Raw genomic sequence first — 24256 nt, 5'->3', positions numbered from 1 at the left:
TCACCATCTGGCCGTCAACGCGGCCCTGAGAGTTCGTCCCGGTTCGTTCACCCGCACTGCCTCGGGGTTGAACGGATCAGTGTTGGCCCGGCTGACGTGATAGGCCCAGGTATTGTCAAACAGGTTGTCCACCGCCCAACTGAAGCTCAGAGCATCCACAAGCGGATGCGTGCCGGATAGATTAAGTACGCCATATCCCGGCGACCTGCCGGCATCCAGCCCGGACGCCAGATCCACATGATCCTGTCGACGGGCCAACTGCCATTCCAGCTCGATCTGATGCCCCAAACGCTGCCAACCTACGGTCTGAACAAACTGCACCGGTGGAATCTGTGGCAGAGCCTGGTTGTCATCGCGATTCTCACCATGCACCACCGCCAGGGAACTGGTACTGCTCCAGGTACCGTCGCTCCAGCCCAACAGACCTTCCGCTCCCAGCAATCGTGCATCGATATTGCGATAGACACTGGTCTGGCTCAGGTTCCGGGTACGCAGGACAAAATCATCCACCTGATCTATCCACAGCGCCGGGCGCCAGTGCCAGCCGTTCGTCCGGCCGGACAGGGCCACTTCAAGCTTGTTGTGTTTTTCCGTATCCAGAGCCGGGTTACCGACCCAGCGCATGGCAGGATCCATGCTCCAGCTGGCGATATAACGCTCGGTGACGCCCGGGCTACGGACGCTGTGGCTTGCGGTCACTTCCAGCGACTGACGTCTGGAAAAACGCCAGTCACTGGTAATGAAACCACTCACGTTATTGTCTTCCGCATCCGTGTTCGTCGTGCCGTATACCGTTTCATAAATGCTCGCCGCAGACATCGGCATCATGGCGTTGCCGAACGGCTTGTCGGATGTTCCGGCTTCCATTTCAACCCGGTCGTACCGGACACCACCACCAAGTTGGAGCGTCGGTGTCACACGGTAAAAGCGCTCGGCAAAGAGTCCGACCCGGTTACGATCAACATCGGGCCAGAGTACGGATGTCAGGGTGTCCAGTGTTGCGCCACCAAAGCGTTCGGCTTCCCAGTTATTAGTTTCCACATCGATACCAACCGCCCAGTCGGTACGGGCATCCGGACTCTGATCCAGCGTCAGCCTCATGCCCCGGGTCAGGGTTTCTGAATCGGTCAGCATGTTCATGGCAGAATCACGCAGACTGAAGTTGTCCATGATGTGATCCACATCAGCCTGCCAGGCCAACAGATTCCATTCGCCGCGGGCAACGGGTGCCCCCAGTTCAATCCGGGCTATGTCGGTGTCAGTCTTCGGTGCATCCATCCCCGAGCCGGCGTATTTCACATCCCGCTCTTCCTGTCGGCTGAACAGGCCCTTGATGTAAAAGCCGTTATCCGCCAACCAGGCAGCATCAATACGGCCCTCGGAATTTTTAAAGGCGCTTCGGACGACATTACCGTCGCCGTCTTCGTAATCGTCAGCTTCCTCATACCCACCAGCCAGACGCACCCAACCACTGTCGCCACCAACGGCAACACCGCCATTCACCAGCTTGCCGCTGCCATTATCCGAACCACCAATCGTGACATGCCCTGCCAGCCCATCATCGCCCAGATCCGGAACCGGCGTCGTCGCCACCAACTGGCCACCGCTGATCGGCCCCCAACGCAGAGTCTGATTATTGGTCCGCACTTGCAGCACCGGAGCCAGCGCAGCGCTCAGGCGGCTGGTCGGCGGGTCCATCCTGTTCGGGCAGGCGCCTTCAACCCGGATGCCATCTAGCAATACATCAACACGCTCCTGCCCCTGGCCACGGATGATCGGATCCAGTCCCCGCCCGCCCATTCTTGAGAGCGACACCGACGGATCCGATGCCAGCCGTTCAACCGGCTCGGATGCCAGCACTTCAGACGCCGGAGCAGCCATTCGACCTTCCGTCACCCGAATCATTGGCAGGGTTTCCGCACCGCTTTCCACAGCCTCGTCCGCCAGTACAATCTGGGGTACGCCCATGGCTCCGGCCACCACCACAATGGCCACCCGGCCAACAACGTTCGATCCCATTCACTCACATCCTGTACAGACTCTATCTGCTGGCCATAGTAACGGGTGGCAGATGATGGCGCGTGAGACAGAATGCCGCATCCCGCTTCCGGTATTCTCCGGGTGCACGACGCCAAAACCCGCTAGAATGCCGCTCATGGAATGGCTTACACACTCTCAGACCGGTTTCCAGCAGGCAGCCCGTTATCTCCTTGGCATGCGTCTGGCCATCGCCACTATTCAGCTGGTAGCGCTGGCTGTGGCAGAAACTGTCGTGGCGTTTCCCCATCAGGTCCCGGCATTGCTGTTCTGCATGCTGTATGCCGTGCTGGCCACGCTTGGATGGTTGTGGTTTACCCGAAGGCCACCCGTCTCCGTGACCACAGTCAGTGCCGGCTTGGCCCTGGATCTGGTATTGATCGGCGCCTGGCTTCTGTTGACCGGCGGCTACACCAACCCACTTACTTCTCTGCTGTTGCTGCCGATCGCCATGTCGATCATTCTGGTGCCCCTGAAGCAAGGCATCGTGCTGACGGTACTCGGCATTGCGGTCTATACCATGCTCGTCGCCTGGCACTCTCCGGTCAGCGACAACGCATCCCACGGGGCCCACAGTCCAGGCCTGTTGGCCGAGCTGCATCTGTTCGGGATGTGGATTACGTTCGTGCTCACGGCCGTTATCCTGCTGCTGGTTGTCGGCACCCTGGCCCAACGCATGCGACAACAACAAGCGCTGCTGTCGCACATCCGGGAGTCCAGACTTCGGGATGAGCAGATTATCGCCCTAGGCCTCTCCGCCGCCGCGGTTGCCCACCGTCTTGGTACGCCCCTGAACACCATGGCGTTGCTGGTGGATGAAATGCGTTCCAGTGCAGAAAAGGCAGACAGTGGCGAGCTGGAGCAGGATCTCGACACGATGGAACAGCAACTGGCGCTGTGCTCCGGACACCTGCAACAACTGACGGCGGCGGCAGTGCAGGCAAAGACCGCACAGCTGGAAACGCTTGATCTGGAGAGCTGGCTTCGGCGACTTCGCGAATCCGCCACCCTGCTCTGGCCGGCCGGAGCCATCGAATGGACAATCGCATCCGACAGCGTCAAGGTTGCCGTGGATGCCACTCTGGACCAGGCCATACTGAATCTTCTGGCCAATGCCCTGACTGCCAGCCCGGCCTGGGTTGGCGTCAGCACCCGGATACTGGGTAGCGGTAAAGTGGAGCTGATCGTAGAGGATCACGGCGACGGTCTCGATCTGGCACGGGAAGGCACTCCGGGGGAAACCATTGTCACGTCCGAAAACGGACTTGGCGTTGGCCTGTTTCTGTCCAATGCCACCATCCAGCGCCTGGGCGGCATTCTCAAAGCCAGGTCGTCATCCCAGGGCACAACCATGATCATCGAGCTGCCACTGCAGCAGAACCCCACGTCAGCATCAGGAGAGCAGCCATGAGCGAGCAGGACAACTGGTTACTGATCGACGATGACGATGCCTTTCTGCAAGTGCTGCAACGCTCACTGGAACGCCAGGGGATTCACCCCACCACAGCCACCAGCCCTGGCGAAGCCCTGGATGCACTTGCCGGAAATCACTTCAATCGCTGTGTGCTGGATCTGAACCTTGCGGGGGAGAGTGGGCTGCAACTGCTTCCGGAACTGCTATCAGTACAACCGGAACTGGAGGTCGTGGTTCTCACCGGCTACGGCAGCATCGCAACGGCCGTGGAGGCCATGCGCCGTGGTGCCATCAACTATCTGTGTAAACCCGTCACGGTAAGCCAGCTGATGACCGGTTTTGAACCGCTGGAGACTGTTCCGGACCTGCGGGCTGCCCCGCCATCCGTGGAAGAAATGGAATGGGAACACATACAGCGGGTACTGAACGAACACGAGGGCAACGTCTCTGCCACCGCGAGGGCCCTCAACATGCATCGCCGTACCTTGCAACGGAAGCTGCAAAAACACTCCCGCTGGCGTACCTGAACCATCGTAAGCAGACAATTGCATCAGAAATTGACATCCATCAATTCTCGTTCGACTATTCAGGTGTAGGTTTGGCGCCCTATATCTGTAGCATTGGGTGACAGCAAGCTCCTGTAGTTACCTATCATTTCCGTTGCGGATAAATACTGATCAATGATGGGCGAGACAATTCAGTATACTTGTTGAGTTCTCAAGGGAGGGAGAATCCAAACCAAACCCATTCATATCGAAGAACCCTTTAAATGCCGAAGTCCGATGACCCGACGTCCATCCTGCCCGATGAATTTGCCGGTCGGCTAGCCAGTGTTGCTTTTGCCACCAGAAACTTCGTTATCGTTCTCGACGAAGCCGGCGTCATCGAATGGGTCAACCCCAGCTTCGAAGAGCACACCGGGTATCTCATTGACGAAGTGAAAGGCAAGTCGCCAAGAGACTTCCTTTGCGGGCCGGGCACGGATCAGGAAACCGTCAACCGAATTCGCCGTGCTTTGTTCCGGGGAGAAGCCTATGAGGCAGACATTCTCAATTACACCCGAAGCGGCCAACCCTATTGGGTAAATACCTACTGCCACCCCATCCAGCCCCGGGAAGGCAAGCATCCCGGCTTCGTGGTTATCCAGAACAACATTTCTGACAGAAAGAACGGTGAGCGCAGTCTCCGCATTGCTGCCAGCGTCTTCGACCGCAGCCATGAAGCAATTATCATTACGGATCACCGCAACCAGATTCTGGACGTCAATCCCGCATTCTCGAGGATCACTGGGTATAGCCGGGAAGAAGTTCTGGGATTGCCGCCATCGATTCTCAGCTCGGGTCGACACTCACCGGAGTACTACAGGTCTCTCTGGCACTCCATAGAAACCACGGGACACTGGCGTGGGGAAATCTGGAATCGGCGGAAAAACGGCGAAGAATTCATCGAACTGCTGTCGATCAGCCGTGTACACCTGGAAGAACCCGGGCAGTACTACCATGTGGCCGCTTTCTCCGACATTACAGCGCTGAAAAACCACGCCCATGAGCTTGAACGCGCAGCCAACTACGACGACCTGACCGGGCTGCCAAACCGTCAGCTACTGGAACAACGACTACAGTCAGCCAAGTCTTATGCCGACAGACAAAAACGAACCTTATCCATCTGCTATCTGGATCTGGACGGCTTCAAGACCCTGAACGATCAATACGGCAGAGCCGAAGGCGATCGCATACTCAAAGCCACTGCCGATCGCCTGACCCAGACCCTTCGAAGCGGCGATATCATTGCCCGAATCGGAGGAGATGAGTTCGTGCTGTTACTCAAGAGCGACGGACATGAAAGCGTTTATCAGCGTGTGCTTGCCTCGGTCTCCGAACCACTTCAGGTTGAGGATGGCCAAAGTTTCTCTCTGACCGCCAGCCTGGGGATCACCCGCTATCCGGAAGATAAAGACGATGCCGAGGGGCTGATCCGGCATGCAAATCAGGCTATGTATTCTGCCAAGGAAAAGGGCCGTAACCAGTTCCATTTTTTCGACCCCGACCTCGACGAACACCGCAAACAGAAGCGTGAGCAACTGATCGAAATTTCCCGGGCACTGGAAAACGAGGAATTCTGCCTCTACTTCCAACCACAGATACTCCTCTCAGATAACCAGCTGACGGGCATGGAGGCACTGATACGGTGGCAGCATCCACAGAGGGGTCTTCTCTCCCCGGGGCAGTTCCTGCCAACGGTGGAAAACAGTTATCTTGAAGTGCCACTTGGCCAGTGGGTTCTCAAGGAAGCCATGCATCAGGTCAATACCTGGAAAGAAGCCGGTCACCAACTGGGTGTGAGCATCAACATAAGCGCCCAGCACCTGATGGACCGGACGTTTGCCGGCTATCTGGAAAGTTACCTGCACAGTCATCCGGAGCTGGATCCGGGGTTGATCACGCTGGAAGTGCTCGAATCAACGGCGCTCGAAGATACCAAGCAGGCCAGCAATGTCCTCACACATTGCCGGGAGCTGGGTCTTCAGGTCGGGCTGGATGACTTCGGCACTGGCTTTTCATCACTGACCTACCTGCGCACCCTGCCAGTCGATATGATCAAGATTGACCAGAGCTTCGTTCTGAACATGCTGGACAACGCGAATGACCGGGCCATTGTGGAAAGTGTGATTTTCCTGGCCCAACGCTTCTCGCGGCCGGTCCTGGCAGAAGGTGTGGAAACCCTGGAGCATGCCCGGGTTCTCCGGAGCATGGGATGTGACCAGATTCAGGGCTATGGTATTGCCCGCCCCATGCCTGCAGAAGAGGTTCTCACCTGGGTTTCCGGCTGGCAACAGAAGCGCACTTCAGGATCAGGGCCCGAATCGTCAGGCATCGCAGCTTCACCAGAGGCCTGATTCACCCCGGTCAGCGATACCTGCGCTGATCCAGCGTCATAAGCCGGTCCGGGTGAAATACCATCATTCCGGTCACAAACGCACCATTCACAAAGCCTTCCGGCAGCATGAATAACGGCAGGTAGCGGATGTATTCATGGATCAGTTCGGGAAACTCATAGACTCCGCTGGTCCATAACATCAGGCACATGACAGCACCTGCCACGCCTACCGCAATGCCGGCGCCAAAGAATCCGCAGAAGAAAATATAGGCGAAGAAATTCCGAAAATTGCGGCGACGTTCCCAGAGCATGATGCCATGGCTGACCAGGGCCGGGATCATCACTGTCACCAGGCCGTTGGCTGCAAACATCAACAACGGCTCACGCCCGGTGACGACCGTAATGACCAACGCCATCAGGCCCGCCAGTATAGCCAGCGCCCACCCCAGCATCAGGGTAATGGCCGTAATACCGAAGATGTGGATGGCCAGGCCGGGTGAGATCCCGGCCCGGATCTGCCAGATAAAGCCAAGCGCTACCGCAGCCCCGAAGAAAGAATGCTGGAGCGCATTATCCTCACGCAGAACGTGCCAGTTCACGGTTCGTATCGCGCTGACCAGAATCAGGACAAACAATACACAGGTCACCAACCACTGGCTGGTGGAAAGCAGGTTCTCGGTCATACCCATGGCGACTTACCACTGAACGGTCATTGGAAGCTGGCACCATGATACCGGCCACCTCCTACCCCAGCTACCCACGAGACAAGCCGGCCGATGATTCAGGCGGTCTGCTTCAGGTCCCGGGCTTTACCCGTCAGGCTCTGCCATGCCCCGAAGCTGCTCAGGAACACCTGCCCGGTAAGGTGCTTTAACAAATCACTGCCTTTGAGCCGATCCATTACCGGACCTTTCACCTCTGACAGGTGCAGATTCACACCCGCATCCCTGAGCCGCTCGTTAATGGCCTCCAGGCTTTCCAGTGCCGATGCGTCGATGAGGTTCACCGCCGGACAGACCAGCACCAGGTGTTTAAGCTCTGGTTCCCTGGTAACCAGGTCCATCACGGTTTCCTCGAGAAACCTCGCATTAGCGAAGTAGAGGCTTTCGTCTACCCGCAGGAACGTGATCTTCGGGCAGAGCTGGACGTCGTGGCGCAGCACGTTCCGGAAGTGTTCGGTACCCGGTACCAGCCCGACAATTGCGCTGTGGGGGCGGCTGGTACGATAGAGAAACAGCCCGATTGAGAGCGCTACCCCGGAGATAATACCCGCTTCCACACTGTGCACCAGTGTAAGCACGATGGTTGCCAGCATGGCGCCGAAATCGGCTTTTGAATAGCGCCACGTCCGGCCCAGAGCCGGCAGGTCGATCAGTGTGCTCACCGCCACGATGATCGTCGCAGCCAGTGTCGCTTTGGGTAAAAACGCAATGGCCGGGGTCAGGAACAGGGTCGCCAGGGCAATCCCGACAGCGGTATAGGCTCCGGCTGCTGGCGTTTCTGCGCCCGCATCAAAATTCACTACCGAACGGGAAAAACCACCGGTGACCGGCATACCACCCGACAGGCCCGCGCTGATGTTGGCGGTGCCCAGACCAATCAGTTCCTGGTCCGGATCGATCCGTTGGCGCCGCTTCGCTGCCAGGGTCTGGCCCACGGACACGGACTCCACAAAGCCCACCACACTGATCAGCAAGGCGCTGACAGCCAACTGCTGCCACAGCTGCAAATCCATCGTCGGAAGTGTCAGACCAGGTAGCCCGGAGGGCACCTCACCCACCAGCTTCACGCCCTGCTGATCCAACTGGAAACCCCAGGCCACCAGGGTGGTGATCAGAACAGCAAGAATCGGCGCGGTCTTGGTAAGGATATCGGCCATCCGGGGTGTCAGCCCCAAGGCGGTCAACAAAGGCTTCAGACGCTTGCGTGCGAACACCAGCAGCACCAGTGCGCCAACACCAATACCCAGCGTCGCCATGTTGGTGTCGCCGATACCGGAGATGACCGACTGCAGAACTTCGATCAGATTATGACCTGAAGCTTCAATCCCGAAGATGTGTTTGAGCTGACTGGCTGCGATCACCAGCCCGGATGCGGTGATAAAACCGGATATGACCGGATGGCTGAGGAAATTGGCCAAAAAGCCCAGACGCAGCACACCCATCACCGTGAGCATCAGGCCCGACATAACCGCCAGTAACACCGCTCCGGCAATATATTCCGGCGTTCCCATATCCGCCAGCGGGGCCAGTGCCGCCGCCGTCATCAGGGACGCTACGGCAACCGGACCAACAGAGAGCGTTCTACTGGTACCGAACACCGCGTATACCACCAGCGGCAGGATGCTGGCGTAAAGCCCCACCTGAGCAGGCAATCCCGCCAGCAGGGCATAAGCCAAAGACTGGGGAATCAGCATCACGGTCACAATAACCGCCGCTACCAGATCGCTGGTCGCCTGGCGGCGACCATAGTCCGGGATCCAGTCCAGAATGGGCAAGTAGTGTTTGATGTTCATCGGCCACCTCAGAACAGGTTGACCGGAATTTTCAGGTACACCTGGCCATTATCTTCCGCCGGAGGCATGTGCCCGGCCCGCATGTTGACCTGTACCGACGGCAGGATCAGCCTCGGCATATCCAGGCTCTCATCCCGCTCTGTGCGCATTTTGACGAACTCGTCCTCACTGATGCCCTCGTGGACATGAACGTTGGATGCCCGCTGCTCAGCCACCGTTGTCATGAAGGCATATTCATCACGCCCCGGAGCCTTATAATCGTGACACAGGAAAATCCGGGTCTCCGGGGGCAGGCTCAGAACCTTCTGGATCGACTGAAACAGAGTCCGCGCATCACCACCGGGGAAGTCGCATCGCGCAGTGCCATAGTCCGGCATGAACAGGGTGTCGCCCACAAACGCGGCATCACCCATCACATAGGTCAGACACGCCGGGGTATGCCCCGGGGTATGCAGAACCCGCCCTTCGAGGCCTCCGATGCTGAAGGTGTCCCCTTCACGGAAGAGCCGATCAAACTGGCTGCCATCGCGGGCAAACTCGGTGCCGGCATTAAACGCTTTACCAAAGATGTCCTGCACATCAAGAATGTGGGCTCCAATACCGGTTTTACCCCCCAGACGCTCATGCAGATAGGGCGCAGCCGAGAGGTGGTCAGCGTGGACATGGGTTTCCAGTATCCACTCGACGGTCAGATCATGGTTGCGGACGTACTCAATGATCTCATCAGCCGAGCGCACATCGGTGCGCCCTGCGGCGTAATCAAAATCCAGAACGGAATCGAGAATGGCACAGGCCTGGCTGTCCGGGTCCCGCACCACGTAACTAAAGGTGTTGGTTGGCTCATCAAAGAAATGCTGGACGATCGGGTTGCTCATGGAATCACCTCTGCCGGAATCAGTACCTTAATTTAATTCTAAGGATATACCAATTAGTAATATGAGGTGAAATGCTGTTTTCTTATATAGGTGATTAGCGTCATGAATCGACAAATTGATTCCGGCCCGCCTGTTTGGCCTGGTAAAGGCGCGTATCGGCCAACCCCAGAACCTCATCAAGAGCACCCTCGCAGACGCCTTTCTCGCAGGCCGCTGCCAGCCCGGCACTGGCGGTCAAAGGGATATCCTTGCCCTGGAACGAGAACCCGCCGTCCCGCACGGCCTGCAGAATGCGCCCCATAGCCAGCGCGGTTTCCCTGCTACCCTGATCAGGGAAAACCACCACAAACTCCTCGCCACCATATCGCGCGACGATATCGGCTCCCCGGGTTTCCCTTTTCAGGATCTCAGCAAACTGGCACAACACAGCATCGCCAGCCATGTGGCCAAGGGTATCGTTGATCCGCTTGAAATGATCGATATCGATGATGGCAAGGCAGAAATCCTCCTGATAGCGATCAGCCCGCTGGATCATTTCATTCAGCCGTGGCATCAGATAGCGACGGTTGTACAACCCGGTCAGCGGATCCTTGAGGGACTGGTTCACCAACCGCTCTTCCAGGAGGTGTCTTTCGAGTACACCGGACAACAGACCAGAAAGAATAATCAGCAAATCGTCCAGATCCTCACGCCAACTGCCGTCAACGTAGAAGTCCAACCCCATGAATCCAACCACCCGTCCCTGTACGCTCAGAGGCACATTGAAGACCGAAGCCAGTGTTGAGGCATCTTCACCTTCACGGGTCAGACGCTCCACTTCGCTGCCGGTAAACACCACCTGATTATTCCGGATCATCCAGACGATCTTCTGGTGCCATGGCAGGCCTTCGTCCAGATAGATGGTCTGGTCAGGGTCGACCAGGGATGGAATCCCACCACGACACCAGAGGTGGGTTTTCGTCATGGATTCGTAATCGTCGTCGAAGGCGTACAGATATCCCCGATCTGCCCTCAGATACTCGCCGACGTCATTCAGCAATTCGTCAATGCAGTCATCCATGGTCTTCGGACCGGGCTGGATGAAGTTTCGGGAAAGGCGGGCAACAAGATTCTGAAAACCGGCCTGAAAGGAATACTCGGCCTCGCTGGCGCGGAGTTCCTGTTCCAGCTCCTTGTAGTGCTGGATATCGTGAAACTGGCCATACCAGAGCAGACTGCCGTCGCTTTGTCGCTCCGGCCGGGAAAACCCTTCGTACCAGGCGTACTCGCCGCTGGCGAGACGAAGCCGGGCACGACATTGCCAGGGGTTCAGGCTTTGTGCCGAGTCGAGGATGCTCTGGCCGAGGTCCTGGGCATCCTCCGGATGGATGAGTGCAAAAAGTGCATTTCCGTCTGTCTGAAGCTCAGCAGGATCCAGGCCAAACAGATCCCGGACCTGTTCACTGACGTATGGAAACCGGTGAGCGGTTCCATCCCGGGAGCGCCAGTAGGTATAGAAAATGCCGCTCCCTGAATCGGCCAGCTTCCGGAAAAAGTCCGGGGGTGGGGCAGCATCCGCAGAGGCTGCCTGTTGGTCTTTCCATGAGGCCATAACGATCACTGGGTCCGTTCGAAGGCAAGAGCCCTCCACACCTGAAGTGTAGTGCAAGGCTCCGTACCCGGCGAGCTCAATCCCCGGGCCAAGTCATCCAGAACGGAGGGACCAACCATTTCATGACAGCACCTCCCGGTTAAGGAAACGGCGTACGACCGGCAACTGCTTCAGCATCGCTTTATCCACCAGCCTAGGCAGGATACCGTTGAGTACGACAAACAGTTTTTCCGGCCACCCCAGGAACAGTCGTCTTTCATCGTTCTCCATCGCCCGCATGATCTGTAAAGCCACGGCCTCAGGGGCATCCATACGGTTTCCAAGCGCCTGATTAAGTTCATTAACCGACGCGGGATTCATCGCCGTGGCCGTAGCCCGGGGCGCTACATAGACGACCTGCACCGGGGTATCTGCCAGCTCCCTTCGCAGGGCCTCAGAGAACCCACGCAAACCAAACTTGCTCGCACAGTAGGCGGTGTAGCCCGGAAAACCGATGCTGCCAAAGGTGGAGCCCACAAACACCAGGGCACCGAGGCCGCTGCGCTCGAAGCGGGGAGCAAAATGCCTGGCCACCAGCATCGCCGAGCGCAGGTTGACCGACAGTTGGGCGTCAATGGCGGACACCGGGAGGTGGTCAATCCCGGCAAAATGGTTCTGGCCGGCACAGTGAATCACACCATCAATATCCGGGTAGGCTTCGCTGAGCATCTGGAGTTGGTGATCCAGATCCTCCGCGGCCAGATCCAGCCGGACAGCAGAGATGCCGGAGCCATGACGCACCCGGTCAGGGTGACGAGACGCCACGATGACCCTTGCCCCGGCCTCAACCAGAGGTTCGACCAAGGCCTGGCCAATACCTCCGGTACCCCCGAGCAGCAGAAATTCGCGATCATGCAGCCTCATGGCGATGCTCTCCCTGTTGCTCAGCAAGCGGGATGCTATGCAGCATGTCTCCATACAGCCGATACACCATGTTTGCGGAATCAATGATCGCCTGTTGGTCCTGAGGATCGGTGATGGAGTCCATCAGTTCCCGGAAGAACTCGAAGTGATCCTGATCAAGCGCACCGTGGGAGTAGAGATAGCTGAATGCCTGATCCGGCAGGCCAAGCTGCTTCTGGATCTGTTCACCGAGAGGTGTCGCAAGCTCGATAGACGTGCCTTCCAGAACCTGGACCATGCCAAAGAATGCCACCGGATTGCCTCGGTCGATCTGGTTATAGAGGTAAGACACCATAAGCTCGATTGAGGTGTCCGGTCGGCCATGACGGATGCGTTCCTTGTCTTCACCACAGGCTGCCAGATCGTTCAGAATCCACTCATGATGGCCGTACTCCTCCTCAATGTACTCCACCAGCGCCTTTCGGATGAACTCGAGCCTTTCGGGCAGCCGGCCTCCACACGCCATCATCAGTGGCACGGTATGTTTGACGTGGTGGTAGGCCTGGGTCAGGAACCAGGTGTAGCCTTCAAGTCTGAAGCGTTGCTCCTGAATAGCGGTAATAACCGGTGCCCCCTGTACATGGTTACGGGCTTCGGCGGTTTCCTTTTGCAATCTGTCAAAAAATGCCATGTGAGATCCTCCTGGCGGGTTCAAATCGGTGGTATTCGGGTAGATGGGGAAAGCCTTTGCCAGCAAAGCAGGCAAATCAGACTGGATCTGCCCACGAACCGGGCGACCGTTGGCGGTCAGATAGCCTTCCGCCTGATTCAGTAGTTGCCGACGGACATAAACCGCCGTTAACTGCGCATAATCGGGTAGACGTTGATTCAGTTCGGTAAGTGCCTGGGAGATATCCTGAGGAGAACGGTTATCCTGGAACGTGATCAGGGCACTGGGACGCGGCTCACCATCTCCAAAGACGACGGCCTGGCGGGCACCGATCGCCTGCACCAGTTCACTTTCCAGCCATTCCGGGCTGATATTACGGCCAAAACTGGTGATCAACAGATTCTTGGAACGGCCATCAACCCGGAGAAAACCCTGACCATCCAGCTCGCCCAGATCTCCGGTGTGAATAACCCTCTGACAGTTCTCGTCATCGCCGAGATAACCAAGATGGGCATTACCCTGAACCAGGATTTCCCGGTCCGCACCCATTTCAACCCGGATATGATTCAGCGGCCGCCCCACACTGCCGGGCCGTTCGTCGCCAGGTACATTCAGTGCAACCACTGATCCACACTCGGACAAGCCATAGCCTTCATAAAGCGGCAGGCCACAGGCTCTGCCACGGGACAGCAGATCCGGCGATACCTTTCCCCCACCAACGGCCAGGAAGCTATAACCGTCAGTCGTCAGATGCCCCTGTTCGGCGGCACTCACCAGAAGTGCGGCCAGTTCCGGAACCAGAATCAGGGAATCGGGCTGAATCCGGTTCAGGCTTTCAATCAGGCGCGGGGAATCCAGTCCGCTGCTTCCGGTCATACCGAGACTTGCCAGGGACGCCAGTTCTACCGTTGCCCCCATCAACAGCGGCAGATAGACACCTGCAATGTTCTCAAGCAGGGTGGCCAATGGAAGAATGCACAGGTGATGGCTGAGCGACACCTGCCCCAGCCGCTCTTTCAGGGCGAGGCTGGTAGCTGCCATCTGTTCTGCAGAGAGGCAAACGCCTTTCGGTGTGCCAGTGCTGCCGGACGTAAACGTGATCTTGGCGGTGCCCTCATGCATACGGGCCGGCTCAGCGCGGACTGACAAAAATTCCAGATGCAGGCCAAACCCCAGGGCTTGACCGGCAGCGCCGACATCACCACAAAGCAGGCCATCCAGCCCTGCACGGGCCATCAGATGCTGACGCTGGCTGTCAGAGAAAAAGCCCGGTACCGGTACACAGACCACACCGGCCATCAGGCAGGCCAGATCTGCAATCACCCAGGCCGCACTGTTGTCGCCAGCCAGTCCTGCACGGGTGATGCCCTGTATCCGGAGCTGTTCAGCTACCGCAGAAGCAGCAGCGATCAGGTCACCGTAGCTCAGTTCCCGTCCGTCAAAGCGCAAGGCCGGACGCGCAGGAAATCGATCCGCCTGCTGTTGCAACAGCTCAGGCAAGGAAGCCATATGCGCCTCCGCTCATGTCGTTTTCCTCGTTGATATGAGAGGACGGCTCACCAAGATAACGGGTGGTACGAAGCAGACCCGAGCCGCCCAGGGCTGCCATGCTCTGGGCCACGTTCATTGCCATCACCACCGGCTGATGTTCGTAGTAGCTGCCCCACCCGGCTCCACCGTCTGACAGACGATCCGGATCAGCGCTGGCAATGACGTGGGTATCAATGCCGACCCGCCGGAAGCTGTTACGCAACTGGTTCGTTCCTGTACACACAACCCATTGGCATCCCGCGTTGTGCAACCAAACTGCCAGCCCGGCGAACAGATAGCGGCTCACGCCCGCTTCGACACCTGCCAGATGCGCAATTTCGACAATATCGCTGCGTTTCAACAGCGGTTCAGGCAGATAGGACTCGACGGGGTCGTCCAGATAATCCTCAAGGAACAGATGTTCTGTTGCTGCGTTACGAACACCCACTGCCGCCAGCAAGGCACCCTGAGCAGTCGTCAGCGCCAGCAGACGAGGAATCCGCAGGACCGGTTCGGCACCATACGCAAGACGAAAACGGCGACTGATAAAGTCCGCTACACGCCCTGCAACGTCGGACTCTGGCCTGACTTCAGACAACCAGCGACCGGCACAACGGACAACCTGCCTCACGTCGGCCTTATCTGGCGCACAACTCACAGGCATCAACAACGGGTCTGACATAAGCACTCTCCCGGGCTCTCGCCCAATTCGGGAACCAGGGCCCCAGGCGGGTTACCCTTTCTCAATGCCTACCACGTTATCGACAGACCCTTAATCGGGGCTTAAGCCAGAACCGCAGAATTCTTAAACAAGCTTTAAGGATTCCGGTATCCCGGCGTTAAGGCTGTCTTAAGAATGACTGCGTAGATTGCACACTACTGATCTGGCTTTCCGTCCACTCCATCCGTGTGCAGACGATCTATGAAACATCTGAAAACCCTGATTTCAGGCAAACAACGACTAAGCCGTTTTCTGATTGCCGGCGGACTGGCCACGTTCGTGCACTGGCTGTCCATGTACGTGCTGATCCGGTTTGGCATGACAGCAGAACCTGCCACAGCCTTCGGTGCAGCCCTCGGCCTTCTGGCCAACTACAGCCTGCAATATCGATACGCCTTTAGATCTGCCCTGCCGCATCGGGTGGCGTTTTCCCGTTATCTCAGCACCTCCGCACTGGGCTGGGGCCTGAATCTGGCGCTTTTTTCTTTCATCCGGTTCGCCGGGGCCGACACTCTGGTCAGCCAGGTAGTGACCACCGGACTCGTCGCATTTGCCAACTACCTCCTTGCAGACAGGTATGTATTCCATGAAGAGCCGAATACCAACATCGAATCGCCCCATGCTTAGTGTCGTGATTCCGGTTCATAACGAAGCGGAGGTCATTCCGCTACTTTTGCCCCGCCTGAGCAAGGTTTGCCGGTCAATCGGCGGGTCCGTGGAGCTGCTATTCATTGACGATGGCAGTCGGGACAACTCGGTTGCTCTGCTCTTCCAGGCTCGCCTGAGTAATCCGGATATCCGGGTGCTTCAGTTATCCCGCAATTTCGGTAAGGAAGCCGCGGTCAGTGCCGGGCTCAGCCACGCCAGCGGCGACGCCATTGTGCTGCTGGATGCCGACCTCCAGGACCCACCGGAACTCATACCCGATATGGTCAGGGAGTGGCAGAAGGGCGCCGATGTGGTGCTGATGAAACGCCGATCCCGGGCTGGCGAAAGCTGGCTCAAACGGACCACCGCCAGCCTGTTCTATCGCACCATTAACAAGATCAGCGATGCCCCGATTCCAGTGGACACCGGAGACTTCAGACTGATGAGCCGGCGTACCGTCGATGCCCTCAATGAACTCCCCGAACGCAACCGCTACCTGAAGGGTATGTTTGCCTGGGTCGGCATGAAAACGGTCACGCTGGAATTTGACAGGGATCCCCGCATCGCAGGCCAGACCAAATGGAACTATCTGAAGCTGATGCACCTAGCCATGGAGGGTATCACCTCATTTTCTACCCGCCCGCTTCGCATCGCCCTGGTTCTCGGCTTGATGGCCGCCACCTGTGGTGGACTATTCGGCACCTGGGAGGTGATCCGCGCCCTGGTGTACGGCATTTCCACCCCGGGCTATGCATCCATGATCGCGATGATCACCTTCCTTTCCGGCATTCAGCTCCTGTGTGTTGGTTTGCTGGGTGAATACGTGGGCCGGATCTACATGGAAACCAAGCAGCGTCCGGTATTCATCGTCGCCGAGGACAGCAACGAATCAGCCCGGCACTTTGTTCCCCAGCTACGAGTAGCAGGCAATGACCAGAAGCATTAATACACTTATTTGGCTGTTGCTCGGCATACTCGCGGTGCGCCTGGGCCTGACCGCCATCCTGCCATTGGCCGATACCACCGAACCCCGCTATGCCGAAATTGCCCGCATCATGGCCGAGAGCGGGGACTGGATCACTCCGTGGTTTGACTACGGCGTTCCGTTCTGGGGGAAACCACCCCTTTCATTCTGGTCACAGGCCGTATCGTTCAGAATATTTGGCGTGTCCGAGTTCGCTGCCCGTCTGCCATCCTGGTTGGCCAATGGCGGTGTCGTTTACCTGATTTACACCCTGGGCCGATACCTCCATGCCGACCACAACAGCGTTAGCGCCCGCACCAACGGATTGTGGGCAGCCCTGATTTATGCCACCACAAGCCTGGGGTTTGTCAGCGCGGGCACCGTGATGACCGATTCGTTTCTGGTGCTCGGCACCACCCTGACCCTCTCCAGCCTGGTTATCCGGCTTCAGGGCGGATCCCGAGCATGGGGCTGGTTGTTCTTTGTCGGGCTGGCTGTGGGCCTACTGGCAAAAGGTCCGCTGGTCATCGTGCTGACCGGCCTCCCCGTGTTTCTCTGGGTTATGGCAACACGGCAGTGGAACCTCCTCTACAGGGCTGTTCCCTGGGTCAGAGGCAGTGCCCTGATGCTTGCGCTGGCCACACCCTGGTACGTGCTTGCAGAACTGAAAACACCGGGATTTATCGACTATTTCATCATTGGTGAGCATTTCAAACGGTTCCTTGTCAGCAGCTGGCAAGGCGACCTCTATGGCAATGCCCATGAATTCCCCCGCGGCACCATCTGGTGGTATCTGGTGCTGGCCAGCTTTCCCTGGGGCATCATTGCGCTGGCCGCTCTGGGCAAGCAGCTTTTGCGGAGAAGCGGAAGTCTCCCCGAGTCTGCGTGGCAGACCGATTACAAGGGCATTCCCGGGTTGATTCTCGCCTCGGCTCTGAGCCCGGCACTGTTCTTTACTCTGTCTGGCAATATCCTGTGGACCTACGTATTGCCCGGGCTGCCGTTCCTCGCCATATGGATTGCCAGGCTGTTGCCTGCCAACGCGGGGTCACGTCTCAGCGGCTTCCGCCGTGCATCCATCGCCCTGACTCCGGTTATCGCCATTCTTGCCAGCGGCTGGCTCGCGTTTCATCCGAGCCTGATCAAAAGCGAACAGCAGGTCGTCCAGCGCATCGAACAGATGCCTGGCGTGTCCGCAAAAAATCTGGTCTATGTTGATAAGGCACCTTTTTCAGCCCGGTTCTACAGCGAAGGCCAGGTCCAATCGGTCAGCACGGACGAGATCGACCGACAGATGAGGGACGCATCCTTCACCGGGCCAATGTATATTGCCGTGGGGAAAGGCGATAAACGTACCCTGAAACTGGTTGAAGACCGGGCAACCCGCTTTGATCAGGATCGACGATTCATCATTTTCAGGCTGGAGCCCGATGAGAATACTGCTGATAGAGGACGATCACCCACTGGCCAAAACCATGCTGGCGATGCTGCGGGATGGTCAGAACACCGTGGACTGGCTGGATGATGGCCAGCAGGCGTTGAATGCTCTGCTGAACGAGACCTTCGATCTTGCCATCCTTGATCTGACGCTTCCGAGGCTGGATGGCCTTGAAGTGGTTCGCACAGCCCGAAAGCAGGGTATCGACACCCCGGTGATCATACTGACAGCCCGGGGCGAACTGGATGAGAAACTGCTGGGCCTGGACTATGGCGCTGACGACTATCTGACCAAGCCATTCGCCATGGCTGAGCTGAAAGCCCGTATTCGTGCCGTGACTCGGCGCGGTGCTTCTGGTTCGCGCACCAACGGCCTCAAGGTCGGCAGGCTCATGCTGAACCCGGACTCCAACCAGCTAAGGATCGGTGACGAGAACGTTGTCCTCCCCCGCAGCGAATTCCAGATTCTTCAATATCTGATGCGCCACCCGGATCAGGTGGCTACCCGCCGGCGCCTTGAAGAACAGCTCTATGGCTGGGAACACGGGGCCGAGAGCAATTCTCTTGAAGTACATGTGCACCACCTGCGTCGCCGGGTGGGCAAGCAGACCATTCGTACTGTTCGTGGCGTGGGCTACCTGCTGGATAGTGAGGCGGCTGCCAGCGAGGGTTCCGAATGAGCCTTACCCGCAAACTTACCATACTGACAACCAGTACGGTTTTCTTCGTAACACTCATTGCTGCTGGATGGGGCTTTTTCGTCAGTGACAATCAGCTCGAAGAGCTGTTTGACGCAGAGCTGGCCCAGAGTACCCGCATTGTTCAGGGCCTGGTGGAGCATCTGTCCACGACGCAATCCGAAGACCAGCTTTCGGAAACCCTGACCAAAACCCTCGAACTGCCAGACGACATTTTCGGAACCGGAGAGGAAGAAGAGGGAGACGAGATTTTGCCAGGAGGTGCCGGCCACCGCTACGAACGCAAAATTGCTTTCGAAGTCTGGTCCCCCGATAAAGTTCCTGTCCTGGACACACTCAAAGCCAACGATACCCATAACGTTCAGCCAGGTTTTGCCTGGCAGGAAGTCGCCGGATTCCAGTGGCGTACCTTTACTCTCAAAGATGACGTAACGGGTTACTGGATACGAACCGCCCAACGGGAGGACGTACGTGACGAACTGAGCCAGGAAATCGCCCTGGGCAATGTCCTCCCCTTCCTGGTCATCCTGCCGCTGCTGGCGATTGCCATGGCCCTGTCGATCCAGTTCGGATTTCAGCCTCTGCGGAAACTGGAAAAGCCTGTCCGCAACATGGCCCCCGAGAACATTCACCCTCTGGACGAAAGTCTGGCACCCAAGGAAGTCGTTGGTATCGTTCAGGCAGTCAATGGCCTGCTCCGACGCCTCGACCAGGCCCTTGAAAGGGAGCGCCGCTTCTCAGCTGACGCAGCCCATGAGCTGCGGACGCCGTTGGCCGCACTCAGACTCAACCTGGAGAAAGCCTGTGAGGATAACCCGGAACAATACCGGGATCTTATCCAGTCGGTAGACCGTATGGTACACCTCGTGGAACAGATGCTGCTGCTGAGCCGGGTGGATGCCGGCACCGATTTTTCCCCGGAATATCACAATCTTTCGGCGATTCTGGAGCAGAGCATTGCTGATGTGGTTCCTCTGGCTCTGAAAAAGGACATCGAACCCGTACTGGAGGACGATGCAAAGGAAGCACTGGTGTCCTGTAATGTCGCCCTTATCAACACCCTGATGCGCACCCTTCTGGCAAACGCCATTCAGTACAGCCCCGAGAAAACGGCTGTGACAACACGCCTTGAACCGTCGGCGGATGGATACCACATCAGCGTCTGCGATCAGGGCCCCGGCATTCCGCCGGAAGAACGGGAAAGGGCCCTGTCCCGGTTCGTCAGGCTCGATCAACGCAAGGGCGGCGGAGCCGGGCTCGGGCTGGCTATTGCCCGTCGGATTGCTGAACTTCATGATGGCCACCTGACGCTCAGCGAACGACCAGATCACCAGGACGGCCTGTGCGTCAACGTCTGGCTACCGGCAAGACCGAAAAAAAGTCGGCTCGGGCGATCTTAAGGTTCATTTAAGGTAACAGAACGATACTGCGCTCCGGAAAGTTGGGCCTTGAACCAGCCCATCTGTTTGGCCACCTGTCACAAGAAGGCATCCATGAGCCAGGAGAAAACCGTATCGCTTGTTATCCCCGCCAAGGACGAACAGGACAATATTTCAGCCCTGTTGACCGAGATTTTCCGGGTCATGAGAGACTATCGCGGATTTGAAGTAGTCCTGGTGGATGACGGCAGCACCGACCAGACCCTGGAAACAGCGCAAAGAACCGCGCAATCCCTCGGCGGTCGGCTGGTGACCGTGCAGCACCAGAGAAGTTACGGCCAAAGCACTGCACTGGCCAGCGGCATCCGGCAGGCGCGGGGGCGCTTTATTGCCACTATGGATGGTGACGGCCAGAACGATCCGGCGGATATTCCAGCCCTGCTGCACAAGGCCAATTCCATGCACACCGCAGATTTCTGCATCGCCGGCTATCGCAAGAACCGCAAAGACACCGCCTGGAAGCGATTCCAGTCACGGCTGGCCAACCGGGTTCGCGATGCTTTGCTGCACGACGGCGTACCTGATACCGGCTGCGGCCTGAAGCTGTTTCCGCGGGACACCTTCCTCAAACTACCTTGGTTCGACCATGGTCATCGCTTCATTCCTGCTCTGGTGAAAGGCATCGGCGGAGAGGTCGCTGTGGTCGAGGTCAACCATCGACAGAGAGGCGGCGGCACATCCAAATACACGGCCTGGAACCGGGCATGGGCTGGCATACTCGATCTCTTCGGCGTAATGTGGATACTTCATCGCACCCGGGTACCGGTTATCACAGAAGTCACCCGCCCGGAGTCGACGGAAATCAGACCGGGGCTCTTCTGATATGGGCAGTCCTTTCCGCTGGCTCCTGTTCGGAGTGCTGACTCTGAGCGCTTACCTGGCCATCCATTATGGCTGGCTGGACTTTCTGGCCGACGAGAATCAGGTAGCCAACTACCTCAAAAGCCACGGAAAGACCGGACTTCTTGTGATTACCCTTGCCGGCGCTGTGTTTACGGGTATTGGTGCGCCACGGCAACTACTGGCTTTCGTGTTCGGATTTTCCATGGGCGCCGTCAACGGCACGCTCCTGTCGAGCATTGCTGCCGCTCTTGGCGCGGCAGGTAGTTTCTATACCGCACGCCTGCTCCTTCAGACCTCACTCGCCCAGCGCTTCGACCACCGGATGCGACAGTTTGACACCCTGTTTAGAGAACAGACGTTTGTAAAAATTCTGATGGTTCGTCTACTGCCTGTCGGCAGTAATCTCCTGACCAATCTGGTGTCTGGCTGCTCCAGAATCCACTTCGGTCCTTTTCTCGCCGGCAGCTTCCTGGGCTATGTGCCTCAAATGCTGGTGTTTGCCCTGGCGGGCGCCGGCATCGGATCAGCAGACCATTATGAGGTACTGGTCAGTGCGGTGCTGTTTGTTGCGGCCTCCCTGCTGGGCGCACTGCTCTACAAGAGTCACCGGGCGAGAAACCTCGCCAATTCCGTTTCCGACACTCACTGAATCGCCCCTGAGGCCCCGATATGCCCGCAACGCCGTTTGTTCGTCACTTGCCGGACTACTTGTTCAACCTGCCCCGAAACAGGCTGCTACTGCTGTTGCTGGCCTTTGCGGCCGTGATCATCTTTACCGGCATTGGCCTGCGCTCTCCCTGGCCCGCCGATGAACCCCGGTTTGCCGAAGTCGCCCGGGAAATGGTGGCGTCAGGCCAGTGGCTGATCCCCATGCGCGGTGGCGAGTTCTACCCGGACAAACCTCCGGTTTTCATGTGGAGCATTGCGTTTTTCTACTGGTTGACCGGTAACCTCAAGATAGCGTTCCTGCTACCCAATGCCCTGTGCAGCCTGCTCACTCTGGGCCTGACCTTCGACATCGGCACCCGGCTCTGGAACAAGCGTACTGGCGCCGTTGCCGCCATGTTGCTGATGCTGGCCCCGCAGTTTCTGTTACAGGCCCAGAAAGCGCAGATTGATGCCATGGTGGCCTGCTGGATTGCAATTGCCTGCTATGGTCTGATTCGGCACTTTTTCGTTCGTGCTTCCTGGGGTTGGTATTTTACCGCCTGGGGGTTCATGGGACTGGGCATTATCACCAAGGGTGTCGGCTTCTTGCCGGTGTTCATGTTCCTGCCCTTGTTGTTTCTGAAAGCCCGGGACCGCGCACAGTTTGAAGGAACGTTGACCTGGCGGTGCGCGCTGGGGCCATTAGTGATGCTTGCGGTTGTTGCTTCCTGGCTGATTCCCATGGTGCTTTACGTGCAATCGGTGGGAACCGATGAAGCCATCGCCTACCAGAACAACATCCTGTTCAAACAGACCGGTGAGCGCTACGCCAACTCCTGGGGGCACTTCCAGCCCTGGTATTACTACATCACCAGCGTTATCCCATCGCTGTGGTTCCCGCTGCCGCTGTTGCTACTCGCCTTCTTACGTCCCCTGACGGAAACAATGCGATATCGCCCGGTTATCCCTGTTCTGCTGGTCTGGATTGCCGTGGTTGTCCTGTTCTTCAGCCTGAGCCCCGGCAAGCGTGGCGTTTACCTGCTGCCCGCATTACCGATGCTGGCCCTCATTCTGTCTCCCCTGGTCGCCAGCCAAAGACCCGCAGGCTGGTTCCCACCCCTGCTGACAGGCATCCACCTGCTACTGTCAGTGGCATTGATCAGTCTTGGCATACTGGCATGGAACGATCACCCCAAACTGGTGGAAAAGGTCAGCGACTACTCGACGGACCCAAGCCGGTTACATGAAGCGGGGTCCCTGATCTTCACCATCGGCGTGGTGTGGCTGATCAGCCTTTTGGCGTTCTGGCGTTCCCGGGCGCTGGGGAGAATGTTCGCTGCCATGATGATCAGCTGGGTGCTGATCACTACCTGGGGCTACCGGATACTTGAGCCCCTGCGGACCCCCCGCAACATTCTCGCAGCCGCGGAACAGGTTCTGCCACAGGATGCCCAGCTGGGCATGCTGGATTTCCGCGAACAGTTCCTTCTGTTCTCGAAACGGGACTTTGTGCACTTCAGCTTCTTCACCGGCCGTCAGGAGGAAGAACGCAATGCCTGGCGCTGGATGAACGAAGGTGAAGACCGTTACCTGATTTCAGCAGACAACCTGAAACTGAGCTGTTTCAACCTGGACGGTGCCCGGGAGCTGGGTGTTGCTCACCGCGAACGCTGGCTGCTGCTGGGGCCAGAGCAAATGAAGCCGGAATGCGATGCACCTGCACGCGTCCGGCAGTTCACCACACAAAGCCCGGGTAGCTGGATGGACTAATTGAGTGGGTGGCGTCAGTCGCCCACCGAGAAGGAGAGAATCCGGGACAGATGACTGTAAGGCAAGCCGGTTTCCTTGTGCCAGTCGTTGAAGGCCTGCTGGGCCTGCTTCAATGCTTTCTGGCTCGAGGGGCTCGCATCCAGCACCTCTTCCCGACGCAGTGCGGTGACCACATCGTTCGACAGGATAAATCCATCCCACCCCATACGGCGCAGGAAGTACTGGGCACTGTTACCCCCGAGCCTGGCGCCGTTCTTTTTCAGCCAGAGCAGCAGGCCCACTTCATCCTCTGCGGGCCACTGCTCCAGGAACTGCCCGAAACTGCCATACTCATGGGCTACGTCCACAATCATCCTGGCGTTGTCGGGTACCGTGCGAATCTTCTGCATGTTGCGAACTATGCGCTCGTCCGCGGCCAGGTCTTCCAGTATATCCGGCGGCACCTGTTGCCAGTACAGGGGCACAAACCCCTCGAAGGCCGCCTCGAAATCCGGCCATTTGTTGTCGATCACCCGCCACACAAACCCGGCTTTGAAGATACAACGGGTGATTTCCGACAGGTAACGATCATCCGGAATGGCGGCCAGCTCGCCGGGCTCGGCAACCCGGGGCATCATTGCCTTCATCGCTGCCTCGCCACCTTTGCGATCCGCAGCCCACTGGTAGATTTTTGAAAACCCCATCTCACCCTCATCTG

The 24256-nt window shown here is 57.8% G+C and carries 20 protein-coding genes; 11 read left to right on the top strand and 9 right to left on the bottom strand.

All coding sequences use genetic code 11. The annotated features are described in order from the left end of the window. The gene (locus FWJ25_RS09140; protein WP_246166727.1) at positions 1 to 2019 is read right to left on the bottom strand and encodes a TonB-dependent receptor domain-containing protein; all 2019 of its coding nucleotides are present in this window, start codon (positions 2017 to 2019) and stop codon (positions 1 to 3) included. Positions 2020 to 2155: 136 nt separating this feature from the next. Here FWJ25_RS09140 and FWJ25_RS09135 point away from each other — a divergent pair, with 136 nt between their 5' ends. The 3 genes from FWJ25_RS09135 to FWJ25_RS09125 all read left to right on the top strand — a co-directional run bounded on the left by FWJ25_RS09135 (position 2156) and on the right by FWJ25_RS09125 (position 6347). Beyond that, entirely contained in the window at positions 2156 to 3448 is a 1293-nt protein-coding gene (locus FWJ25_RS09135; protein WP_149599955.1) for a sensor histidine kinase, read from the top strand. Beyond that, entirely contained in the window at positions 3445 to 3978 is a 534-nt protein-coding gene (locus FWJ25_RS09130) for a response regulator transcription factor (RefSeq protein WP_149599954.1), read from the top strand. Before FWJ25_RS09135 ends, FWJ25_RS09130 begins: the two co-directional genes overlap by 4 nt. A gap of 242 nt (positions 3979 to 4220) precedes the next feature. After that, positions 4221 to 6347 carry a putative bifunctional diguanylate cyclase/phosphodiesterase gene (locus FWJ25_RS09125; protein WP_149599953.1) on the top strand — a complete coding sequence of 709 codons (2127 nt, stop codon included), beginning with the start codon at positions 4221 to 4223 and terminating at the stop codon, positions 6345 to 6347. 10 nt (positions 6348 to 6357) lie between these two features. Here the strand turns inward: FWJ25_RS09125 and FWJ25_RS09120 are convergent, their stop codons facing one another. From FWJ25_RS09120 to FWJ25_RS09090, 7 genes are all read right to left on the bottom strand, one after another. Further along, positions 6358 to 7017, bottom strand: coding sequence for an energy-coupling factor ABC transporter permease (locus tag FWJ25_RS09120; RefSeq protein ID WP_149599952.1), 660 nt, complete (start codon positions 7015 to 7017; stop codon positions 6358 to 6360). A 92-nt stretch (positions 7018 to 7109) separates the two neighbouring features. Continuing rightward, positions 7110 to 8843: a SulP family inorganic anion transporter gene (locus tag FWJ25_RS09115; protein ID WP_149599951.1), complete on the bottom strand. Its 1734-nt coding sequence runs from the start codon at positions 8841 to 8843 to the stop codon at positions 7110 to 7112. 8 nt (positions 8844 to 8851) lie between these two features. Then, complete coding sequence (locus FWJ25_RS09110; RefSeq protein WP_149599950.1) at positions 8852 to 9718, bottom strand: MBL fold metallo-hydrolase; 867 nt, start codon at positions 9716 to 9718, stop codon at positions 8852 to 8854. A gap of 100 nt (positions 9719 to 9818) precedes the next feature. Further along, complete coding sequence (locus FWJ25_RS09105; RefSeq protein ID WP_149599949.1) at positions 9819 to 11309, bottom strand: sensor domain-containing diguanylate cyclase; 1491 nt, start codon at positions 11307 to 11309, stop codon at positions 9819 to 9821. A 120-nt stretch (positions 11310 to 11429) separates the two neighbouring features. Further along, positions 11430 to 12212 carry an SDR family oxidoreductase gene (locus tag FWJ25_RS09100; RefSeq protein ID WP_149599948.1) on the bottom strand — a complete coding sequence of 261 codons (783 nt, stop codon included), beginning with the start codon at positions 12210 to 12212 and terminating at the stop codon, positions 11430 to 11432. Then, entirely contained in the window at positions 12199 to 14370 is a 2172-nt protein-coding gene (locus tag FWJ25_RS09095; protein ID WP_149599947.1) for an AMP-binding protein, read from the bottom strand. The genes FWJ25_RS09100 and FWJ25_RS09095 overlap by 14 nt, the downstream gene beginning before the upstream one ends. Continuing rightward, a complete protein-coding gene (locus tag FWJ25_RS09090) occupies positions 14354 to 15073 on the bottom strand; it encodes a thermostable hemolysin (protein WP_246166725.1) in 720 nt (239 codons plus the stop codon). The genes FWJ25_RS09095 and FWJ25_RS09090 overlap by 17 nt, the downstream gene beginning before the upstream one ends. 240 nt (positions 15074 to 15313) lie before the next feature. On the opposite strand from FWJ25_RS09090, the gene FWJ25_RS09085 reads away from it, so the two are divergent. From FWJ25_RS09085 to FWJ25_RS09050, 8 genes are all read left to right on the top strand, one after another. Further along, entirely contained in the window at positions 15314 to 15739 is a 426-nt protein-coding gene (locus FWJ25_RS09085; RefSeq protein WP_149599946.1) for a GtrA family protein, read from the top strand. Continuing rightward, complete coding sequence (locus tag FWJ25_RS09080; RefSeq protein ID WP_246166724.1) at positions 15699 to 16706, top strand: glycosyltransferase family 2 protein; 1008 nt, start codon at positions 15699 to 15701, stop codon at positions 16704 to 16706. Before FWJ25_RS09085 ends, FWJ25_RS09080 begins: the two co-directional genes overlap by 41 nt. Further along, positions 16690 to 18249, top strand: coding sequence for an ArnT family glycosyltransferase (locus FWJ25_RS09075; protein WP_149599944.1), 1560 nt, complete (start codon positions 16690 to 16692; stop codon positions 18247 to 18249). The genes FWJ25_RS09080 and FWJ25_RS09075 overlap by 17 nt, the downstream gene beginning before the upstream one ends. Then, positions 18155 to 18841, top strand: coding sequence for a response regulator transcription factor (locus FWJ25_RS09070; protein WP_149599943.1), 687 nt, complete (start codon positions 18155 to 18157; stop codon positions 18839 to 18841). Before FWJ25_RS09075 ends, FWJ25_RS09070 begins: the two co-directional genes overlap by 95 nt. After that, a complete protein-coding gene (locus FWJ25_RS09065) occupies positions 18838 to 20259 on the top strand; it encodes an ATP-binding protein (protein WP_149599942.1) in 1422 nt (473 codons plus the stop codon). Before FWJ25_RS09070 ends, FWJ25_RS09065 begins: the two co-directional genes overlap by 4 nt. A 93-nt stretch (positions 20260 to 20352) precedes the next feature. Further along, positions 20353 to 21120 (top strand): glycosyltransferase family 2 protein, encoded by a 768-nt coding sequence (locus FWJ25_RS09060; protein WP_149599941.1) that lies wholly within the window; start codon positions 20353 to 20355, stop codon positions 21118 to 21120. A gap of 1 nt (position 21121) precedes the next feature. Then, entirely contained in the window at positions 21122 to 21790 is a 669-nt protein-coding gene (locus FWJ25_RS09055; protein WP_149599940.1) for a TVP38/TMEM64 family protein, read from the top strand. A gap of 20 nt (positions 21791 to 21810) precedes the next feature. Beyond that, the gene (locus FWJ25_RS09050; protein ID WP_149599939.1) at positions 21811 to 23559 is read left to right on the top strand and encodes an ArnT family glycosyltransferase; all 1749 of its coding nucleotides are present in this window, start codon (positions 21811 to 21813) and stop codon (positions 23557 to 23559) included. A gap of 14 nt (positions 23560 to 23573) precedes the next feature. Here the strand turns inward: FWJ25_RS09050 and FWJ25_RS09045 are convergent, their stop codons facing one another. Continuing rightward, entirely contained in the window at positions 23574 to 24242 is a 669-nt protein-coding gene (locus FWJ25_RS09045) for a DNA-3-methyladenine glycosylase I (RefSeq protein ID WP_149599938.1), read from the bottom strand. Positions 24243 to 24256 lie beyond the last annotated feature (14 nt).

Origin of the sequence: Marinobacter salinexigens, from assembly GCF_008370345.1 — a bacterium.
Lineage (GTDB): Bacteria > Pseudomonadota > Gammaproteobacteria > Pseudomonadales > Oleiphilaceae > Marinobacter > Marinobacter salinexigens.
This window is presented reverse-complemented; position numbering and strand designations above follow the sequence as displayed.

What these genes read in the sequence shown, in the direction of transcription:
- FWJ25_RS09130 (WP_149599954.1), top strand. Translation starts at nt 3,445, where the DNA reads ATGAGCGAGCAGGACAACTGGTTACTGATCGACGATGACGATGCCTTT.
- FWJ25_RS09125 (WP_149599953.1), top strand. Translation starts at nt 4,221, where the DNA reads ATGCCGAAGTCCGATGACCCGACGTCCATCCTGCCCGATGAATTTGCC.
- FWJ25_RS09060 (WP_149599941.1), top strand. Translation starts at nt 20,353, where the DNA reads ATGAGCCAGGAGAAAACCGTATCGCTTGTTATCCCCGCCAAGGACGAA.
- FWJ25_RS09110 (WP_149599950.1), bottom strand. Translation starts at nt 9,718, where the DNA reads ATGAGCAACCCGATCGTCCAGCATTTCTTTGATGAGCCAACCAACACC.
- FWJ25_RS09135 (WP_149599955.1), top strand. Translation starts at nt 2,156, where the DNA reads ATGGAATGGCTTACACACTCTCAGACCGGTTTCCAGCAGGCAGCCCGT.
- FWJ25_RS09115 (WP_149599951.1), bottom strand. Translation starts at nt 8,843, where the DNA reads ATGAACATCAAACACTACTTGCCCATTCTGGACTGGATCCCGGACTAT.
- FWJ25_RS09050 (WP_149599939.1), top strand. Translation starts at nt 21,811, where the DNA reads ATGCCCGCAACGCCGTTTGTTCGTCACTTGCCGGACTACTTGTTCAAC.
- FWJ25_RS09080 (WP_246166724.1), top strand. Translation starts at nt 15,699, where the DNA reads ATGAAGAGCCGAATACCAACATCGAATCGCCCCATGCTTAGTGTCGTG.
- FWJ25_RS09065 (WP_149599942.1), top strand. Translation starts at nt 18,838, where the DNA reads ATGAGCCTTACCCGCAAACTTACCATACTGACAACCAGTACGGTTTTC.
- FWJ25_RS09140 (WP_246166727.1), bottom strand. Translation starts at nt 2,019, where the DNA reads ATGGGATCGAACGTTGTTGGCCGGGTGGCCATTGTGGTGGTGGCCGGA.
- FWJ25_RS09090 (WP_246166725.1), bottom strand. Translation starts at nt 15,073, where the DNA reads ATGTCAGACCCGTTGTTGATGCCTGTGAGTTGTGCGCCAGATAAGGCC.
- FWJ25_RS09105 (WP_149599949.1), bottom strand. Translation starts at nt 11,309, where the DNA reads ATGGCCTCATGGAAAGACCAACAGGCAGCCTCTGCGGATGCTGCCCCA.
- FWJ25_RS09055 (WP_149599940.1), top strand. Translation starts at nt 21,122, where the DNA reads ATGGGCAGTCCTTTCCGCTGGCTCCTGTTCGGAGTGCTGACTCTGAGC.
- FWJ25_RS09120 (WP_149599952.1), bottom strand. Translation starts at nt 7,017, where the DNA reads ATGGGTATGACCGAGAACCTGCTTTCCACCAGCCAGTGGTTGGTGACC.
- FWJ25_RS09075 (WP_149599944.1), top strand. Translation starts at nt 16,690, where the DNA reads ATGACCAGAAGCATTAATACACTTATTTGGCTGTTGCTCGGCATACTC.
- FWJ25_RS09095 (WP_149599947.1), bottom strand. Translation starts at nt 14,370, where the DNA reads ATGGCTTCCTTGCCTGAGCTGTTGCAACAGCAGGCGGATCGATTTCCT.
- FWJ25_RS09070 (WP_149599943.1), top strand. Translation starts at nt 18,155, where the DNA reads ATGAGAATACTGCTGATAGAGGACGATCACCCACTGGCCAAAACCATG.
- FWJ25_RS09100 (WP_149599948.1), bottom strand. Translation starts at nt 12,212, where the DNA reads ATGAGGCTGCATGATCGCGAATTTCTGCTGCTCGGGGGTACCGGAGGT.
- FWJ25_RS09045 (WP_149599938.1), bottom strand. Translation starts at nt 24,242, where the DNA reads ATGGGGTTTTCAAAAATCTACCAGTGGGCTGCGGATCGCAAAGGTGGC.
- FWJ25_RS09085 (WP_149599946.1), top strand. Translation starts at nt 15,314, where the DNA reads ATGAAACATCTGAAAACCCTGATTTCAGGCAAACAACGACTAAGCCGT.